Source organism: Adlercreutzia sp., from assembly GCF_056795635.1.
Window position 1 is genome coordinate 1 of sequence record NZ_JBQIIT010000006.1, and the last position, 18,793, is coordinate 18,793.

Below are 18,793 nucleotides of genomic sequence, written 5' to 3' on the forward strand. Positions count from 1 at the left end.
ACCGAGACCGAAAGATTGGCGCCTCAAGACAGATAATGCTCCATATTTCGAACGTTATGCCGCTTAATGTTCGAAATATGGAGCATTAACCCGTAGTCCAAGTTCTACACCACGAGCTTCGGGAAGGCGATCTCGAAGCGGGCGCCGCCCTCGGGATTGTTGGCGGCGCGCAGCGTGCCGCCTTGGGCCGAGATGAGGGCCTGGGCCAGGGAAAGCCCAATACCGAAGCCGGCAGGCTGGCGCACGGCGGTCTCCGCGGCTCCGTCGGCGACGGCTGCGAGCTCCTCACTCTGCGCGCCATCGATGTCGACCGCGACCAGCACGCCCTGCGCGCCGGAGTCTTCCACGCCGCGGGCTCCCTCGTCGCGACCGCGGTAGAAGCGCTCGAAGATGTGGGGCAAGTCCTCCGCAGCGATGCCGGGACCTGTGTCGCTCACCATCAAGGTGGTGGCCAGGGCGTCTTCCCGCACGGTCACGGTCACGGTGCCGCCGGCAGGAGTGTGTTCCATGCAGTTCTTCACGATGTTCTCCAGGGCCTCGGCGCTCCACGGGGCATCGCCCGCGAAGGTGGCGGCCTCGTCCACATCCATCACCAGGTTCACATCCCGCAGGTCCATGGCCGTGGCCAAGGGCCCCACGGCCCGGCGGGCCACCTCGCCGGCCCGCACGTCGCGGCGCTCCACGTGCATGGCGCCCGCGTCCACCTTGGCGATTTTCAGCAGCGTGGTCACGAGCCAGGACACCTGGTCGAGCATTCCCTCCAGCTCCCGCACGAGGCGGCGGCGCTCCCGCCCGTCATCAGTGCGCTCGATGAGGGGCAACATGAGGCCGATGGCCGTGAGCGGCGTGCGAATCTGGTGGGACACGTCGGCCAGAGCGTCGGCCAGGGCGTTGCGTTCTTGCGCCAGGGTGTCGCCGGTGCGGGCCAGGCGCGCCACCATCTTCCCCAGCTCGTTGGTGAGCACGGCCACATCGCCCTCGCGGCAGTTGGAGAAGTCAACCCGGCGCCCGTCGTGGAGCACCTCGTCGATCTCCTCGGCGAGACGGCGAATCTGGTGATGGCGGTAGAGCGACACGGCAAGGAACGCCGCGAGCAGCACCGCCCCCGTGCCGACGACCCACAGCTTCGCCTCGTAGGGAGCGGCCCAGGCGAGCACGACCGTCAGCGCCACCATGGCCGCGCATTGGCGCAGCAGCGTGGAGAGGGAGCCCACCCTACTCCCCCACCTTGTAACCGAGGCCGCGCACCGTCACGATGATGGACGGATCGGACGGGTCGGCCTCCACCTTCTCGCGCAAGCGCTTGATGTACACGTTCAGGGCATTGTCGGACACGTATTCCCCGGCACTGTCCCAAATGGCGTCGCGCAGGTTCTCGCGGGTAACGAGCTTGCCCTTGCGCTGGAGAAAGTACAGCAGCAGCCGGTATTCCAGGACCGAGAGGAACACCTCGGTCCCGCCCCGGGTCACGGCGCCGGAACTCACGTCGAGCCGCACGTCGCCCACGGTCAGCACGTTGTCGGCGGGGCTCGTGCGCCGCAGGGCCCCGCGCATGCGCGAGACCAACTCCCGGGCGCGGAAGGGCTTGGCAATGTAGTCGACGGCCCCCATATCCAGGCCGGCCACAGTGGAGTACTCGTCGTCGGAGGCGGTGAGGAAGATGACCGGCATGTCCGGCGCCACCTCCCGGGCGGCGGCGCACACGGCGAACCCGTTGCCCTGGGCCAGGGTCACGTCCAGCAGGGCGATGTCGAAGTGCTCGGCGGCCAAGCGGGCACAGGCCCCGTCCTGGGTCGCCTCGGCGACCACCGAGAACCCCTCGTCGGCCAGCAACTCCGACAGCGTGCGCACGATGGCGCCGTCATCCTCGACCAACAGCACGTTCATGGCGCCTCCTTTCCATCGGCACCATGATACCGTGGGTTGCGCCCCATCCCAAGACCGCCCCGGGAAAAGGATCGCCCCCTTACGGAACCGTAATCACAGCAACGACGCAAGGGGGGCGTCCATACGCAAACGAAGCCAAGGGCGCGAATGGGCCGTAGGGGCAATGGGCCGAAGGAGCGCCGAAGAAACAGGCTCGTGCTCAAGCGCCCCGTTCCACGGAGCCGCCCCGCTCCCGATAGCACTCGCGCCTTAGGCGAGATGGGCCGCCACGACGTCCACGAGGCGACGGGCCACAGCGGCCTTGCTCATGAGGGGCAGCAGCACCTCATCGTCGGCGGTCACGAGCCACACCTCGTTGTCGTCGGCACCAAAGGCGAGCCCGTCGCCCACCTGGTTGGCCACGATCATGTCGGCATGCTTCTTCGCGAGCTTGGCGTGGGCGTTCATGAGCACGTCGTCGGTCTCGGCGGCGAATCCCACCACATACTGGTCGTCGCGCTTGCCCGCGGCCAAAGTAGCCAGAATGTCCGGATTCTCCGTGAGGGGCACGTTGGCCAGTGCCTCATCGTCGCGGCCCTTCTTCAGCTTGCGGTCGGCCGGATTCGCCGGACGCAGATCGGCCACAGCCGCGGCGAAGATGGCCGCATCGGCCACGGGGAATACCTCGGAGGCGGCGGCCAGCATGTCGCGGGCCGTCTTCACGGACACCACCTCCACGCCCGCCGGTGCCGCCAGAGCCACCGGCCCCGACACGAGCACCACCCGGGCACCGGCGGCAGCCGCGGCCTCGGCTATGCAATAGCCCATCTTGCCCGAAGAGTAGTTGGAAATGTAGCGCACCGCGTCGATGGGCTCCACCGTGGGGCCCGCCGTCACGAGCACCGTGCGGCCCGCGAGCGCGCCGGCTGGCATCGTCGCCGCCCCATCGGCCACAGCCGCCGGCAGCGGAGCAGCGCTGGCCGCAGGTGCACCGGGTGTCGCAATCTCCCCCGATGCCGCTGGCATCAGCCCATCACCGGCCCCGGGCACGTCCGCCGCTTCCCCCGACGCCGCGCCGGCCGCCACGACACTCCCTGAAGTTGACACGCAAGGCACCGCAGCTCCAGCCACCGGCTGCGCCCCTTCGTCGCCTGAGGCGCCGCGGCCCGCAGAAACGGCGCGCAATGATTCAACCACCGTGGCGAACGGCACTTCCCCATAGGACTCGCAGGCAGCCCGCAGGGCTTCCTCGCCCACCCGCTCGGCCAACAATGCCAGCGTCTCGCGCACAATGATCGCCGGGTCGGCCAAGCGGCCGCGCCCCACATCCCCACAGGCCAAATAGCCCGCATCCCCTTCGATGAAGCGCACGCCGCGCGCCCGCAGCGTGGCCATGTTCGCCTGAGTGGCCGCCGCCTCGTACATGTGCACGTTGGCCGCCGGCGCGATGGCGAGCGTTGCCGTGGTGGCGAGCGCCGTGGTGGACAGCAGATCGTCGGCGATGCCGCAGGCCACCTTCGCCATCACATTGGCCGTGCAAGGCGCGATGAGGAACACGTCGCACTCCTGGGCCAGCGAGATGTGATGAATGGGGTCGGACGGATCGTCGAACAGACCCACGGCCACCTTCTCGTGGGTCAGCGCCCGGAAGGTCACCGGATCCACGAAGTGGGTGCCGTGCTCGGTCATGACCACCTTCACCCGCACGCCCGCCTTCTGCAGCCCGCGCACAATCTCGCAGGCCTTATAGGCCGCAATGCACCCGGTCACACCCACCAAGACACAAGGCCGCTCCACGCTCATATCAACCTCCTGAAACGATTTCCCCGCAATCTCAACGAGCCTGTCGCTGGAAAACAAGGGTATAGACGTACACAGTATCGAGGGCATCGAAATACTCGTAGAAAATATCGAAGGGATCGACGACCATCTTTAAGACGCCCTCGCCGAACTCCGCTCGGATCATCCTGGGGATATTGCGCGAGCCAATGGAAGGCACAGCCTCGATGATATCCAAGGTATCGTAGATTTTCTGCTCCACTCGCGCAGAGGTCACTCGGGAGAGCTCCCGGGCGAACCGCGGCGCGTAAACCATCTTAGCCATGCTGGGCCCGCAGCGCGGCAACCGCCTCGCGAAGGGCATCGGTGCCCTCGATGCCAAGGCCCGCCGCAATCTGCTCGCGACCTTCAAGAATACCGCTCCGCACCAGCTCAACGTAATCAGCATCCGCCTCGCCGGCAGGCGCAATCACCACCCAGGGCTTCGAGTTCTTGAACACCGTCACGCGCTCCCCCGTCTCGCTTACCGCCGAGGCGATGCGCGAGAAATTGGTGCGAGCCTCCGCTGCCGTAGCCGTCAAAACTGTCATTGCAGCCTCCTTTGTTAGCCTAGGGGGAATTTTAGCGTAAATTCAAGCGTAAATATAGCCTCCCTATACTTCTGTCATCGCTCTGAAGTCGCAAAGAGTCATAAGAAAGGGGCAGCTCAAAGGCTGCCCGACCTCAGACCGTCGACAGGCGAAGGAGCATCTCCCTTCGCCGCCTGCCCAACAGCCTCTACATGTTCACGCAGTGGATCTTCTCGCCGCGCTCCAGGTAGGCCATGACTTCCTCCACGGCCATCTTGGCGCAGTTGTCCTCGGCCTCGGCAGTGGAGGCGCCCAGGTGCGGCATGACGATGGCGCGCTCCATCTTCACCACGGCCGGGTTCGCGAAGTCGGTCACGTAGGCGCTCACCTTGCCGCTCTCCAGGGCAGCGGCCATGGCCGCATCGTCCACGAGCACGTCGCGGGAGAAGTTCAGGAACACCACACCGTCCTTCATCTGGTCGATGGCGTCGCCGTTGATCATGAGCTTGGTGGAGGGCAGCGCCGGCACGTGGATGGTGATGAAGTCGCAGGCCGGATACAGCTTGGCCAGGTCATCGGCGAACTCCACCGTGGGGGAGATCTTCTCGTGCACGGTGATGCCGTCCATGGCCGGGTCGTAGCCGATGACCTTCATGCCCAGAGCCTCGGCCGCCTGCGCCACCTTGGCCCCAATGGCCCCCAAGCCGATGACGCCCAGGGTCTTAGCGCAGATCTCGCCGCCGGCGAACTGCTTCTTGGCCTTCTCGGCGGACTTGCCCACATTCTCGTCGTCGGCGTTGTCGCGCACCCAGGCCACGCCGCCGATGATGTCGCGGGAGGCCAGTAGCATACCGGCCAGCACCAGCTCCTTCACGGCGTTGGCATTGGCGCCCGGGGTGTTGAACACGGCGATGCCGGCCTCGGCGAAGGCGTCGAGCGGGATGTTGTTCACACCGGCGCCGGCGCGGGCCACGGCCTTCAGGTTCGCGGGAATGTCCATGGCGTGCATGTCGGCGGAGCGCACCAGGATGGCGTCGGCCTCTTCCACGTTGTCGGTCAGCTCGTACTCGTCGGTGAGCAGGGCCAGGCCCTCGGCGGAGATGTTGTTCAGGCAGTGGATCTTGTACATGGAGCGCTCCTTCTCGCATTTCGCGGAACCCAGGTTCAAATACCGTCCCTAGCATACCGCGAAACCGTCCCGGTGCCCGACGGGCGCCGCCCTGCGGGGCAAATGCGGCTCGCTATGGCGTGACGGCGTTGGCGTGGTGCACGAAATCGCGAATGTGCTCGACGAAGCGATCCCGGGCCTCGGCCAGATCGCCCCCCTCGCCGCCGATGTAATAGAGCGTGGTGGTGAGCACCATGCCCACCAGGGCCACGGCCTCGAAGGCGGCATCGATCTCGGGGCGCACCGTGCCCTCGCGCTGGCCGCGCTCGAGCTGGGCCTGCAACAGAGCCAGCAGGCGCTGCTCGTGGCCGCGCATGGCCTCAGACCAGGCTCGGCCGGGACGCCACAGCTCCGCCACGAAGAAGCGGCCGAAGGCATCATTCTCGAAGATGACCGAGGCGAACAGCTCCACCATGGCAATGAGGGCATCAGTAGCCGTGGGCGCTTCGGCGGCAATGGCCTCGAAGGAGGTGATGAGCTCGCCGATGCCCTCCACGAGAATGCTCTCGGCAATATCGGCCTTGCTGGAGAAATAGTAGTAGGCGACGCCCTTGGAAACGCCGGCCTCCTCCACGATGCGATCCACCGTGGCCTCCGAGTAACCGCGCGCGGCGATGACGGAAAGGGCCGCGTCCAGAAGCTGGCGGCGCGTCGCATCCGCCTTGCTCGTCCTCGCCTTCTGCCGGGCCACGCCGCTCCTCCCTCGGGTCTGCTCATGGGTACTGCCGAAAATTATACCCTTCGCGCTCCGGTGGAATTCGCGAACGGGAACGATCATCAATTCCCCAATTCCCTGACCTGTTGACTCAACATAAATAACCGATTATCCCCTGATAGACCCTGAATTTCTCCCTATTTCAACCATCGGATGCCAAGTTGGGAAAAGAATTGCTACAATGCGCGAAAGCCAACCTCGATCCCATTGAAAGGAACAGGCCATGGCAGCGAAGATCATCAGATTTCCGGTGGATCCGCGCACGAGGGCCCAGGGGACGGCCCGCGCCACCGAAGGGGGAGCATCTCTCGATCTCGTCATCGAGCTGGCCGACACCGATCCGGCCCTGTTCCGCTGCGCCACGGTACGCGCCGACGACTCCCTGGCCGACCTCCACGCCCTCATAGCCGACCTCTTCGGCTGGGACGGCGGCCACAACTACTTCTTCAGCCACGGGAGCAACCGCTACGAGGATCCGGCCCTCTTCCGCAGCCGCGATCCGCTCATCAGTCGCTGCCTCAAGCTGTACTCGGCCGCCGACGTGCCCCTCGGCAACGTGCTCGGCGGCACCGAGACGCCCCTTTTCTACGCCTACAACCTGGGAAACTGCTGGGAGTTGCGCATCTCCGTTCGTGCGGAGGTCGCCCTCGAGCAGTTCGGCTAGGACGTCGGAGGCCGAACGGAGAGGGCGGTCCCGGCCGGAACCGCCCTCTGCTTCGCCCCTCCCAATCCGACTCCGGACGCGGCGCCCTTAGGCCAGCATCAAATCGAGGGCGGCGAAGAGCTTGTCCATCTCAATGGGCTTGGTCAGGTGGCCATCCATGCCGCAGCGCAAAGCCCGCTGGCGGTCCTCCTCGAAGGCATCGGCGGTCATGGCCAGAATGGGAATGGCCGCCAGGCGATCATCCTCGAAGCGGCGGATGACCTTGGTGGCCTCATACCCGTTCATGACCGGCATCTGCACATCCATGAGCACCAGCTGGAAGTGGTCGGGGCCGGCCTCGCGCAGGGCATCCACGGCCTGCTGGCCGTCCACGGCGTATTCCACGATGAAGCCCTCGTCCTCCAGCAGGGTGATGGCGATCTCCCGATTCAGATCGTTGTCGTCCACGAGCAGGATGCGACTGCCGCGCATGCGGTGATCGGAGCCGAAGCTCGTCATCGGCGCCGGGGCCGCCACCGCGCCCGCGCCCGACCCCAGGGCCAACGTCAGCTCGATAGTGAACAGGGAGCCGACGCCCTTCTCGCTTTCCACGGCAATGGTACCGTGCATCATGTCCACGAGGTTCTTCGTGATGGACATACCCAGGCCCGTGCCCTGGATGCCGCTGATGGTGCTCGTGCGCTCCCGCTCGAAGGGGTCGAAGATGTGCTCCACGAACTCGGGGCTCATGCCAATGCCCGTATCCGACACCGTGAAGCGATAGCGGCCGTAGCCCGCCGGAGCACCGTCCACTTCGGTGACATGCACTTTGATGAAGCCGCCGGCCTTGGTGAACTTCAGGGAATTTCCCAACAGGTTCAGCAAGATCTGGTTGATGCGCAGCTTGTCGCAGCGCACGTTGGGATGCTCGATGCCCTCCGCATTCACCGTGAGGTACAACTGGCGGGCACTCGCCTCGGCCTGGATGATGCTGTACAGATCGTCCAAGAGCACCGTGAGGTTGCAGGGCTGCTCGTCGAGGGCCACCTTGCCGCTCTCGATGCGGCTCATGTCCAAGATGTCGTTGATGAGGCTCAGCAGATGGGTGGAGGAGGACTGGATCTTGTCCAGGTACTCCCGCACTTTCTCCGGCTGGTCGATGCGACTGCCGGCCAGGGCGGTGAAGCCGACGATGGCGTTCATGGGCGTGCGGATGTCATGGGACATATTTGACAAAAAGGCGCTCTTGGCGGCGCTGGCCTTGTTGGCCCGCTCGAGAGCCTCTTCCAGCAGCGCCCGGCGCTTCATCTCGTCGCGCGTCTGCACATCGACGCTGCGGAAGCCGAGCACGATGTTGTGATGCTCGGGCCAGCTGCCCGTGCGCACGGCCGTGACCTGGCAGTATTCCACTGTATCGCCGCGTCGGGTGCGGTAGTTCACATGAACGCGCTTGTCTTCGGCCAGCTCTTCCCGCAGAGCGGCGGCCGACAGCGACGCCCGCACCATGGCCCGATCCTCTTCGCAGACGATCTGGTCCATGTAAGCGCCCAGGCACTCCTCCAGTACGAGCGAGCCGAAGAAGATTTTGTCCAAGCCGCGCTCTTCCTCGGCCGCCACGCGCAGGGGGATGCCCTCGCCGCTATCAAGATCGAAGGAGCAGACGAGCAGATAGTCCTCGGACAGGGCGTGGATGAGCTCCCGCTGGTAGCGGTCCTTCTGCACCTCTTCCAGCTTCTTGTCGGTGTAATCCAGCAGGAAGCGCTGGTAGAGCAGCTCCCCGTCGCTTTCCACAAGCTTTACGTTGCCGAGCACGTGCAGGATGTCGCCGTTGTCGTGGCGCACCCGGTACTCGGTGCTCACTGAATCGCCCACGGCCTTCAACGTGGCGATGCTCGCCCGCAGCCGATCGGCATCGTCGGGCAGCACCGAGGGGGCCACCATATCGAAGCCGTTGCGCTGCAGTTCCTCTTCCGAGTCGTAGCCGAGAATGTTCAAGGCCGCCTGGTTGATGCCGATGATGCGATGACCATCGTGGGAGTGGGTTATGACGCCGCATTCCATGGAGGTGAAGATGGTCTCGAGGGTGCGGTTCTTATCGACGATCTCGTTCTCGTAGGCCCGTTCCTGAGTGACATCGATGGCCACGCCCACGGTGCCCATGACCGAGCCGTCGATATTGTAGAGGGGCGACTTGTAGGTGGTGAGCAGGCGCGTTCCGTCGCCGGTCTGCACCACCTCCTCAGAGACGATGGTGGATTCGGTTTCCATGACCTGGCGCTCCGATTCGATGCACGCCGGGTCATCGGCCTCCACATCCCAAATATAGGCATGGCCGCGGCCCTGCACATCGTCCTTGGTCTTGTTCACCGTGCCGCAGAAGGCGTCGTTCACTTTATGGTGGATGCCGTCGGCAGACTTGTACCACACGAGGCAGGGAATGGAATTGATGGTGGCCTCGAGGTACTGGGCCGTCTCCCAGGAATCGGCATAGCGCTTGCAGCCGCGCTGCCAATGGTTGTAGCGATAGGAGAATTCCGCCGGAGACAGCGGCGCGATCCAGATATCGGCAATGCGGTCGAAGAACGGTTCCAGGGCCTCCACCTGCTCGTGGCGGGCAATGACCATCATGGTAGCCGGCGGCTTCTTCACCGCGCACAACTCTTCGGCCCACGCGGCGGCATCGTGCTTTGTCACGTCCACGAACAGCGCATCGGCCTGAGCCGTCAAAGCGGCATCGGGGGCGGCGGTGCGCTGGTAACTATGGGAGAACGGGGCCAGCGGAGCTGTGCTCTCCACGATGTGGGCCGCCTCTTCGCTGAGGCCGACCAGGCAGAAGTTGACCGGGCAGTGGTACATGACAGGCGTCCTTCACAGGGTACCGGACAGTTGATGGAAACGTTACGGTAAGGCAACGGTTTCCATCACGGTAGTATACCAAGTTAATGCCGACTTTATCTGCGCATTTCCGCGATGACCCCCGAGGCGGCCCAAATTTGCTATAGTGAACGCCTTCCCAACCGTCGTCTGCCCAGGAGGTGCCCCGTGCCCCGCGATCGCGCCCGTCGCCCGTCGCTTGTCGTCCGCTGCTTGCGGGCACTGGCCCTCGCGGCCCTGGCCCTGGCGGTAATCGTCGTGGCGGCGAACGCCATCACCGTGGGCACCACCCGCGGCAACGTGCACACCGTAGCCCAGACCGCCGAGCTCCTCGAAGGGCAGCCGGCCGATGCCGTAGTGGTGCTGGGGGCCAGCGTGCACGCCGACGGCACTCCGAGCGACATCCTGGCCGACCGCCTGGAAGTGGCTGTGGATCTGTACCGTTCCGGCGCTGCACGGGCCATCATCGTGAGCGGCGACAACCGCTCCTCCCACTACAACGAGTCCGACGCCATGAAGGCCTTCTGCGTGGATTTGGGCGTTCCCAGCGCCGACGTGTACGTGGACCACGGCGGCGTCGGCACCTACGAGTCCATGTACCGGGCCCGTCATGTTTTCGGGGCCGAGCGCATCATCGTGGCCACCCAGGCCTACCACCTCTATCGCGCCATGTTCGCCGCCGACTGCCTGGGCATGGAGGCCTGGGGTGTGGCCTGCGACAAGGGCGCCTATAACGACCAGGCCCGCTACAGCATGCGCGAGGCCCTGGCCCGCACGAAGGACTTCCTGGCCGCCCTGCTGCGACTTCCCGTGGACACGGGCGGCGAGACCGTCTCACTCGATGCCCCGGGCGACCTCACCTAAGGAGACGCGGTGCAGACCATCTCGACCGAACTGGACATGCTCGTCGCCAACCTCGGCGAAGAGGCGGCCCGCGCGATGAAGCGGGCCCGCAACAAAGAGCGCTACCGCGCCGCCGTGGAGCGCACGTGGCGGATGCGCCCGGAAGTGGCCCGGCTCATCCTGGCCCATACCAATGGCATCTTCATCGCCAAGGACGAGCGCCCCCGCCGCGGCCCCGATCGCGACCGCGACTGGTGGGTGTTCGGCATCTACCTGGACGACGCCATGGTGCGCACCGAGGTGGATGCCTGGCAGTCGGTGCTTCTCCAAACCCTGCGCGACGAGGGCATCTCCGTGGACGAGCTGCGCTTCCTCCCCGCCAAGTGGGATATGCGCGCCCGCAAGCTCTTCCCCGAGATAGCCGCCGGACGCGAAGAGCCCGCGACCAGCGAGAAAAGCGCCCGCGGCCCCTGGCGCGGCCAAGACGAGTCCCGGGCCCTGGATACGGTGAAGAAGGCGGTGTGCCTCGTGTTCGAGGACACGGAGCAGGCTTGGGCGCTGCTCGAATCGGTGCGCGGCGCCGCCTTGGACGAGGTGCTCTTGCGCGAGCCCACCGACACCGGCTCCCGCCGCGACGGCAAGACCCAGGGGAAGAAGAGCTACTGGTTGCGGCTCTACGTAGACGACGTGGCCGCCACCGAGCACCTCCTCGGTGCCTACGGCGAGGCCATCCGCTCCCGGGCCTACCGCCTCGGCCTGCGCATCCGCAAGATCGTCGTGCGCCCGGCCGGCGCGAAGCTCGCCGGCCAGCACGCCTTCTACCGACAGGGCCCCTCGCGCCCCCTCCCCCGACCGGGCCGCTAAAGCACGCGCCCGGGATCTCGTTGCACCTCTCCCATTGCGGGAGGGGACGCCCCTTGGCGCAGACCTCTGAGCGCCCCGCGAAGAACGCGATAGGTAAAGAAAGAGCCCCACGCCAGCAGCAAGTGTGCTGGGACGGGGCTCTCATGCGTGCGTTCCTTCCGCTCTTTCTTTCATCTCGTTCGCAGCGGGAAAGAGCGCTCAGCGGGCTGGGCCAAGGGGCGTCCCCTTCCGCAGCCCGAAAAGGCTTTGCCTACACCGCCACGATGTTCACGAGGCGGCCGGGCACGTAGACTTCCTTCTTCACCGACTTGCCCTCGATGGCGCCGGCCACGGCCTCGCGGGCGGCAGCCAGCACGTCGGCCTCGGGGGCGTCGGCGGCCACCAGGATGCGGGCCTTCACCTTGCCGCAGATCTGCACGGCCAGCTCCACCTCGTCGGCGCGGGCCTGCTCGGGATCGAAGGTGGGCCAGGGCTCGCCGTAGAGGAAGCCCTCGCGGCCGAGGGCCTGCCGCCACAGCTCGTCGGTGATGTGCGGCGCGATGGGGGCCATGAGCTTCACGAGGGTCTCGGCCACGTCCGCATCCAGGGCCCGATGGTCGGGGCAGGCGGCGCGAACGTCGGGGCTGAAGGCACGCAGGTACTCACCGGCGGCGTTGGACAGCTCCATGATGGCGGCGATGGCGGTGTTGAAGTTGTTGCGCTCGATGTCGGCGCTCACCTTCTGCACCACGCGATGGCGCTCGCGGTTCAGCTTCTGGGCCAGCTTCACGGCCACCTCGGGCTCGGGCGCAGCCGTGAACAGCGTCTCATCGCCGGCCTTGCCGCACAGGTCGTGCACCTGGCGCCACAGGCGGTTCAGGAACTTGTACATGCCCGGCAGGCCGTCGTCGTTCCACAGCTTCTCCTTCTCGGGCGGCCCGAGGAAGAGGGTGTAGGAGCGCACGGCGTCGGCACCGTACTCGGCGATGATGGCCTCGGGGGACACCACGTTGCCCTTCGACTTGCTCATCACCTCGCCGTGGGCGTCCAGCACCATGCCCTGGCACAGCAGGTTGGTGAAGGGCTCGTCGAAGTCGAGCATACCCAGATCGCGCAGGACCTTCGTGAAGAAGCGGCTGTAGAGCAGGTGCAGGATGGCATGCTCGATGCCGCCGATGTACTGGTCCACGGGCATCCAGCCGTTGGCCTTGGCGGGATCGAAGGGGGCGTGGATGTTGTGCGGGTCGGTATAGCGCATGTAGTACCAGCTGGAGCATGTGAAGGTGTCCATGGTGTCGGTCTCGCGCCGAGCCGGCGCGCCGCACACCGGGCAGGTGCACTCGGCGAAGCCGGCGTGGGTGGCCAGGGTCTCGCCGGCGGCCAGGTCGATGTCCTCGGGCAGGCGCACGGGCAGGTCCTCCTCGGGCACCGGCACCACGCCGCAGGTCTCGCAGTGGATGGCGGGAATGGGGTTGCCCCAGTAGCGCTGGCGGGAGATGAGCCAGTCGCGCAGGCGGAATTCCACGGTGCGCTTGCCACGGCCCGCCTCCTCCAGGGCGGCCACGATGGCGGCCTCGCCCTCGGAGTGCTTGCCGCCGGTCATACCCGTGTAGGGACCCGACTGCACGAGGGTGCCCTCGGCGGCGTAGGCCTCGGGCCAGTCCACGGTCGTGACCACGCGGTTCCGCTCGTCTTTCAGCGACGGGTACAGCGGGTCGTCGTCGCCCAGAATGATGGGGATGATGGGCAGATCGTACTTGCGGGCGAACTCGAAGTCGCGCGCGTCGCCGCAGGGCACGGCCATGACGGCGCCGGTGCCGTAGTCGGCCACGATGTAGTCGGCCACCCATACGGGCACCTTCTCGCCGTTGATGGGATTCACCACGTAGCGGCCCGTGAACGCGCCGTGCTTCTCGTGGTCGCCCTGGGCCCGCTGCACGGCGGTCACCTTCTTAGCGGCCTCCACGAGCTCCATGACCGGCGCCTCGTATTCCGTGCCCGCCACCAGGCCGTGCAAGAGCTTGCTCTCGGGGGCCAGCAGGAAGAAGCTGCAACCGAAGAGCGTGTCGGCGCGGGTGGTGAACACGGTGATGATGTCGTCTTCCGTCGGCTCGGCCGGCACGTTGCCCTCGGCGTCGCACAGGATGAAGTCCACGTTGGCGCCCTCGGAGCGGCCGATCCAGTTGGCCTGCTGCTGCTTCACGCGCTCGGGCCAGCCTTCCAGCTGGTCCAGGTCGTCCAGCAGCTCCTGGGCATAGTCGGTGATCTTGTAGTACCACTGGGTCAGGTCACGCTTCTCCACCTCGGAGTCGCAGCGCCAACAGCGCCCCTCGATGACCTGCTCGTTGGCGAGCACCGTAGCGCAGCTGGGGCACCAGTTCACCGGGCTGTTGCGGCGCTCCACCAATCCGCGCTCCCAGAATTTCAGGAAGATCCACTGGCCCCAGCGGTAGTACTCGGGATCGCAGGCCACCACCTTGCGGTCCCAGTCGTAGGAAAAGCCCATGCGCGTGAAGCTCTTGCGCTGGGTCTCGATGTTCTGGTAAGTCCAGATGGCCGGATGGCTGTGGTGCTTCACCGCCGCGTTCTCGGCGGGCAGGCCGAAGGCGTCCCAACCCATGGGATGCAGCACGTCGAAGCCCTGCATCTTCGCGTAGCGGGCCGCCACGTCGCCGTAGGTGTAATTGCTCGCGTGCCCCATGTGCATGTCGCCGGAGGGGTAGGGGAACATCTCCAGCACGTACTTCTTCGGACGATCGGAGTTCTCCGGCACGCAGAACAGGCCGGCTTCCTCCCAGGCCAGCTGCAGGCGCGGCTCGATCTCATGGGGATTGTAGGCTTTCATGGCACTCCCTCGGAAACGTCGTTGAAATAGGCAATGCCCCATTATAACCGTGATTTTCCCCAGCGGAAGGGGCACCTCGCCACCGCGTCCCTCCCCCACCTGAATGGGCCCCTCACATCCGCCAAGCGAACTGGGCCGGAGATCTTTCCGCCTACCGCACGCGACGCAGAGAGGCGCCGCAGTTCCAGCAGGCTTCGCGGGTACCGTCGTTGTCGGCGGCGCACACCGCGCAGGTCTTCACCGGACGGGGGGCCTCCACCTCGTCGGTGGGCAGCGGCACCTCGACCTCGTCGTCGGCCAGACGCGCCATGGCCGCCCGAATCCCTTGCACCCCGGTGATGCGCGCCACTTCCAGCTTGTCGCTGCGTCCTTTTTCTGCCATTCCGCTGCCCCCATCCTTAGGTGGTTTGTCTTTCGGCTACCATGAATGAAACCATTCTCCGCCTTGTTGGCCGTAAAGTGGCTTGAAAATGACGGTTTTGGTACCCGGAGGCTCGATTCTCGACGTAAAGCGTATTACTGACGCAACGTTTTCCCTGTTCGTGTATTACCGCGGCCGATTTCAGCCTCTTTTCGGTTCCAAACTCGTCATTTTCAAGCCAAAATACGAGGTATCAGGCGAAGATGTCACGAAACGGTCGTTTTCAAGCAGCCCGTCCGTGCGCGAGCGCACGCCGCTGGGCACCCGTGCGAGCGAGCATCATCAGTCCCCGTGCGCGGCCGTGCGGCACCGCACCGCTGCGCCCGAACGCGTGGCACCGCCCCGTCCCCGAAGGAGTCCCCATGAACTTCCATAACGCATCGTTCAAGGCCGCCTACGGCACGTCGGCCCAGCTGCCCCCCTCCACGGGCCCCGAGGTGTCCTTCGCGGGTCGGTCGAACGTGGGCAAGTCGTCGCTGCTCAACAAGCTCATGTATCGCAAGGGCCTGGCGAAGGTGTCATCTACCCCCGGCAAGACGGCCACCATCAACTTCTACGACGTGGACGGCCGCGACCTGGTGGACCTGCCCGGCTACGGCTTCGCCAAGGTGTCGAAATCCGAGAAGGGCCGCTGGAGCGACCTCATCGAGGGCTACTACAACCAGGACCGCGCCTTCGCCCTGGTGGTGTCGCTCATCGACATCCGCCACGACCCCTCGGCCCTCGACCGCAACATGGTGCGCTTCCTGCAGGACGCCGAACTGCCCTTCGCCATTGTGCTGACCAAAGCCGACAAGCTGTCGAAGCAACAGCAGCAGAAGCAGCGAGCCGCCATCAAGAAGGCCCTCGATCTGCCCCGCGGCGTGCCCATGGTGGTCACCTCATCGGAGAAGGGCGACGGCATCGACGAGCTGCGCACCCTCATCTCCCGGGCTATGGAGCGCTAGCCCCATCTGCTCGCGGGCCGGCACCTCCTCGCCGCTCGCCTGGTGCCAGCCGCTCCCTAGCCAGTCTTCCCGCCCCATCGCTCCTCCACGCTGCCCCCCGCGCCGCCCTGGCGTTTTTCCACCCCCCCGCCTCTTCCCCGCGCGAACGATCCCGAAAAAGGCGAACGCCCCGGCAAGGGCACCGGGGCGTTCAGGAGAGAGAGGAGGGGCCATCGGCATAGGCCGAGGCAGAGAATTGGTTGTTACTCGACGATCTCGGGCATCAGCACCGCAGGGGCTTCCGCAGCCGGAGCCGCCGCCTTCGCGCCCTTCGGCGTGCCGAAGAAGAACCTCATGTAGTGCACGAAGACGTAGGTGACCATCACGGCCGCGAACACCGTCTCAAGGGCGATGAGCGCTTCCACCATGGGCAGAGCGGGAATGGTCACGCCAGCGGCATAGAGAGCCTGCATGCCCTTGCCGAGGGCCATGGCGGAGATCACGAAGGGGAAGGTCATGGCCGCGTAGCTCGGATAGAACTTCAGGGCGAGGAACTTCGGCAGCTGGGTGGCCACGCCCACGAGCATCACCTGGCCGAGGCCCATGAGCACGCCCACAAACAGCGGGTCGGGATTCGGCGTGACAGCCAGATAGCCCACGAGCGACAGGCCCATCGGAGCCGCGAAGATGCAGAACAGCGGGCGGGCGGGCTCGGGAATCTCATGCTTGAGGTAGCGGGCCACCACCGTGGCCAGCAGCACCGCGAAGCAGGCCAGGCCGAACCAGAAGATGCCGCGGCCGAAGGCCTCCATGCCGAAGACGGGCGAGGTAACCGCCGCCACGATAATGCCCACATAGCAGATGAAGTACGTGGGGAAGACCTCAGAGAGCTTGAAGCGGCGAATGAAATGGGCCGTGAACCACCCCATCAGGATGAAGTGACCCGCAATGGCCGCGCACCACAGCCCGAACGCCGGCACGATGGCCACGGGAGCCAGGTAGCCGGCCAGCTGCATGAGGGTCATGAAGAACGTGGCCGAAACGCTCGCGAAGATGGAATTCTGCAGATCGTCGCGGATCATGGAGGGGAACAGGATCACCTTCGCCACAATCATGGCCACGAGGAACAGAGAGAGGGCACCGCAGATAATATGGGCAACCTCGGCGTAGGGTTGCAGCAGATTACCCAGAGCGGCCAGGCCAAGGGCCACGCCCGCCGTGGGAATCGGCACTTTTTGAATGATGTCGCGCATGGGCATCGCCTTTCAGAGGGGCACATTGATCGATGCAGGGTGTTCGACCACGGATCGCCGGGGGAGCCGCAGCGGGCCGCAGGAACTCAGTACGGCTATTATGCGCTCTCGGTTACCAAATGAAAACTTATATATATTTATGCTGTCATAACTTGAGATTATGGTTATAGTCAAGGGGATCGCCGCGCCGAAAGGATTCCCATGCAGGACTTCCGCGTCAAGACCTTCCTCACCGTATGCCAGACCCTGAACTACACGCGGGCGGCCGAGGAGCTGGCCCTCACCCAGCCCGCCGTGTCGCAGCACATCAGCTACCTCGAGCGCGAGTACGGGGCCAAGCTGTTCACCTACCGCCACAAGAAGCTCGAGCTCACCCGCGCCGGACGGGTGCTACGCGACGCCCTGGCCACCATGGCCCATGACGACGCCCTGCTCCATGAGCGCATCGCGGAGGTGGCCCACGGTGCCGCAGTGCCCCTGCGCATCGGCATGACCCTCACGGCCGGAGAATACGTGGTGGCCGAGCCCCTCGTCCGCTACCTGGCGGCCCACCCGGAGATTCGCGCCTCGGTGCGCTCGGGCGGCACCAAGGCCCTGCTCGACCTGCTGGCCGCCGGGGCCATCGACTGCGCCTTCGTCGAGGGGCTCTTCGACAAGAGCGCCTTCGCCGGCGACACCTTCCGCACCGAGAATCTTGTGTGCATCTGCGCCGCCCATCATCAGTTCGCCCGCGAGCCCGCCACCTTGGACGACCTGCTCGGCGAACGCCTCATCCTGCGCGAGGAGGGCTCGGGCAGCCGCGCCGTGCTCACCCACGCCCTGGCGAAGCGCAATTTGAGCCCCAGCGCCTTCGCCGACAGCTGCGTGGTGGAGAGCCTCGACATCATCAAGATCTTCGTAGCCGGCGACCTGGGCATCTCCTTTGTCTACGAGGCGGCCATTCAGCGGGAGCTGGCCGCCGGCACTCTGCGCATCGTGCCTTTGGCGGGCGAGCCCATCACCCACGACATCTCCTTCGTGCGCCTGCCCCACAGCATCTTCGAGGACGACCTGCGCGCCCTGTTCGAGGGCCTCGCATAGAAAAGGCGCACCCCGCAGGGTGCGCCTCAAGTCAAGCAATGGAGTGGGACGGCTTTACCTGGTAAGAGTGTCCCAGCTGGAACAAGGTTACCGGGTTAAGAGTGTCCCTTTTTTACAGGTCGGCAGCCAGGGTCAGCAGCAGCAGCGCGTCGTGGGCGATGGCGTCGTCCACGATCTCGCGGGTGAGCACGGTACCCTTCGCCACGGTGAAGGAGCCGTCCTCGCTGGCCACGTCGTCCACCAGGGTGGCGCCCACGAGCAGCTCCACGAGCTGGGCATCCTCAGCGGACAGCTCGGGGCCGGCCTCGGCAGCCTCCTCGGCGGCTTCCTCGGCCTCAACGGCCTCTTCGGCATCGTCCTCAGCGGCCACCTCTTCGTCGGCCACCTCCTCGATCACGGCCTCCTCAACCTCGGCCTCGGCAACGCCGGCGCGCAGCTCAGCGGCCGTCTTGGCGCCGTTGTCGACGAAGACGAACTCGGGGGCGAAGAAGACGAAGGTATCGGCAGCGAACACGGTGCCGTCGTCCAGGGTCACGCTCGTCACGGTGCCGTAGACCGGATCGAAGTCGTAGGTGGCCACGGTGCCCAGCTTGTTACCGGTGCGGCTGTAGGCCTCCACGCCCACGAGCTTGAAACCATCGGCGATGAGGGCCTGGGCCTCGGGATCGGAGGCGGCCAGGAAGTTCTCGCGAGACTGCACCGTCACAAAGGTGTCGCCGATGGCCAGGGCGCGATCGAAGGGAAGCGCGAGAGGGGCGTTGGTGGTGGCGCTCGCCACGATGTAGTGGCTTACGGCAAGGGTGTCGCAATTGACGCGCAGTTCGCGCATCTTGCCGATGACCCGGCGGTCGTCCAGGCCCACGACGTTGCGAACGAGAATGGACTCATTAGTCTCCATCTTCAGCTCTTTCTCGAGGGAGCAGGCCGCGCGGGGCAGCCGTGGCGCTCTTTCTTGCAGGTAGGCTTCA

At 65.6% G+C, this 18,793-nt stretch carries 17 protein-coding genes; 5 read left to right on the forward strand and 12 right to left on the reverse strand.

The genetic code is table 11. From position 1 onward, the window contains the following. Positions 1-104: 104 nt before the first annotated feature. The 7 genes from ACTOXK_RS05100 to ACTOXK_RS05130 all read right to left on the reverse strand — a co-directional run bounded on the left by ACTOXK_RS05100 (position 105) and on the right by ACTOXK_RS05130 (position 6,073). On the reverse strand, positions 105-1,214 hold the full coding sequence (locus tag ACTOXK_RS05100; protein WP_482278106.1) for a sensor histidine kinase: 1,110 nt from the start codon (positions 1,212-1,214) through the stop codon (positions 105-107). Position 1,215: 1 nt separating this feature from the next. Then, a complete protein-coding gene (locus tag ACTOXK_RS05105; protein WP_482278105.1) occupies positions 1,216-1,887 on the reverse strand; it encodes a response regulator transcription factor in 672 nt (223 codons plus the stop codon). A gap of 249 nt (positions 1,888-2,136) precedes the next feature. After that, positions 2,137-3,669, reverse strand: coding sequence for a bifunctional phosphopantothenoylcysteine decarboxylase/phosphopantothenate synthase (locus ACTOXK_RS05110; RefSeq protein WP_482278104.1), 1,533 nt, complete (start codon positions 3,667-3,669; stop codon positions 2,137-2,139). Positions 3,670-3,700: 31 nt separating this feature from the next. Continuing rightward, entirely contained in the window at positions 3,701-3,970 is a 270-nt protein-coding gene (locus tag ACTOXK_RS05115) for a sirohydrochlorin cobaltochelatase (RefSeq protein WP_482278103.1), read from the reverse strand. Beyond that, positions 3,963-4,235, reverse strand: a complete 273-nt coding sequence (locus ACTOXK_RS05120) for a type II toxin-antitoxin system Phd/YefM family antitoxin (protein ID WP_482278102.1) — start codon at positions 4,233-4,235, stop codon at positions 3,963-3,965. The genes ACTOXK_RS05115 and ACTOXK_RS05120 overlap by 8 nt, the downstream gene beginning before the upstream one ends. 187 nt (positions 4,236-4,422) lie before the next feature. After that, complete coding sequence (locus tag ACTOXK_RS05125; protein WP_482278101.1) at positions 4,423-5,343, reverse strand: 3-phosphoglycerate dehydrogenase; 921 nt, start codon at positions 5,341-5,343, stop codon at positions 4,423-4,425. Positions 5,344-5,455: 112 nt separating this feature from the next. Beyond that, complete coding sequence (locus ACTOXK_RS05130) at positions 5,456-6,073, reverse strand: TetR/AcrR family transcriptional regulator (protein WP_482278100.1); 618 nt, start codon at positions 6,071-6,073, stop codon at positions 5,456-5,458. Between the two features lie 247 nt (positions 6,074-6,320). On the opposite strand from ACTOXK_RS05130, the gene ACTOXK_RS05135 reads away from it, so the two are divergent. Then, the gene (locus ACTOXK_RS05135) at positions 6,321-6,761 is read left to right on the forward strand and encodes an IS1096 element passenger TnpR family protein (protein WP_482279866.1); all 441 of its coding nucleotides are present in this window, start codon (positions 6,321-6,323) and stop codon (positions 6,759-6,761) included. Between the two features lie 87 nt (positions 6,762-6,848). Here the strand turns inward: ACTOXK_RS05135 and ACTOXK_RS05140 are convergent, their stop codons facing one another. Next, on the reverse strand, positions 6,849-9,596 hold the full coding sequence (locus tag ACTOXK_RS05140; RefSeq protein ID WP_482278098.1) for a PAS domain-containing hybrid sensor histidine kinase/response regulator: 2,748 nt from the start codon (positions 9,594-9,596) through the stop codon (positions 6,849-6,851). A 186-nt stretch (positions 9,597-9,782) separates the two neighbouring features. Here ACTOXK_RS05140 and ACTOXK_RS05145 point away from each other — a divergent pair, with 186 nt between their 5' ends. After that, positions 9,783-10,478, forward strand: a complete 696-nt coding sequence (locus ACTOXK_RS05145) for a SanA/YdcF family protein (protein ID WP_482278097.1) — start codon at positions 9,783-9,785, stop codon at positions 10,476-10,478. Positions 10,479-10,487: 9 nt separating this feature from the next. Continuing rightward, positions 10,488-11,321, forward strand: a complete 834-nt coding sequence (locus ACTOXK_RS05150) for a hypothetical protein (RefSeq protein WP_482278096.1) — start codon at positions 10,488-10,490, stop codon at positions 11,319-11,321. A gap of 250 nt (positions 11,322-11,571) precedes the next feature. Here the strand turns inward: ACTOXK_RS05150 and leuS are convergent, their stop codons facing one another. Both leuS and ACTOXK_RS05160 read right to left on the reverse strand, forming a co-directional pair. Next, entirely contained in the window at positions 11,572-14,145 is a 2,574-nt protein-coding gene (leuS, locus tag ACTOXK_RS05155) for a leucine--tRNA ligase (protein ID WP_482278095.1), read from the reverse strand. Between the two features lie 151 nt (positions 14,146-14,296). Next, positions 14,297-14,527: a hypothetical protein gene (locus ACTOXK_RS05160; RefSeq protein ID WP_482278094.1), complete on the reverse strand. Its 231-nt coding sequence runs from the start codon at positions 14,525-14,527 to the stop codon at positions 14,297-14,299. Positions 14,528-14,928: 401 nt separating this feature from the next. On the opposite strand from ACTOXK_RS05160, the gene yihA reads away from it, so the two are divergent. Beyond that, a complete protein-coding gene (gene yihA / locus ACTOXK_RS05165) occupies positions 14,929-15,513 on the forward strand; it encodes a ribosome biogenesis GTP-binding protein YihA/YsxC (protein WP_482278093.1) in 585 nt (194 codons plus the stop codon). A gap of 242 nt (positions 15,514-15,755) precedes the next feature. Here the strand turns inward: yihA and ACTOXK_RS05170 are convergent, their stop codons facing one another. Next, on the reverse strand, positions 15,756-16,745 hold the full coding sequence (locus ACTOXK_RS05170) for a TDT family transporter (protein ID WP_482278092.1): 990 nt from the start codon (positions 16,743-16,745) through the stop codon (positions 15,756-15,758). A gap of 201 nt (positions 16,746-16,946) precedes the next feature. Here ACTOXK_RS05170 and ACTOXK_RS05175 point away from each other — a divergent pair, with 201 nt between their 5' ends. Next, positions 16,947-17,825 (forward strand): LysR substrate-binding domain-containing protein, encoded by an 879-nt coding sequence (locus ACTOXK_RS05175; protein ID WP_482278091.1) that lies wholly within the window; start codon positions 16,947-16,949, stop codon positions 17,823-17,825. 112 nt (positions 17,826-17,937) lie between these two features. Here ACTOXK_RS05175 and ACTOXK_RS05180 read toward each other — a convergent pair whose 3' ends face one another. Beyond that, the gene (locus ACTOXK_RS05180; RefSeq protein WP_482278090.1) at positions 17,938-18,723 is read right to left on the reverse strand and encodes a hypothetical protein; all 786 of its coding nucleotides are present in this window, start codon (positions 18,721-18,723) and stop codon (positions 17,938-17,940) included. Between the last annotated feature and the right edge of the window lie 70 nt (positions 18,724-18,793).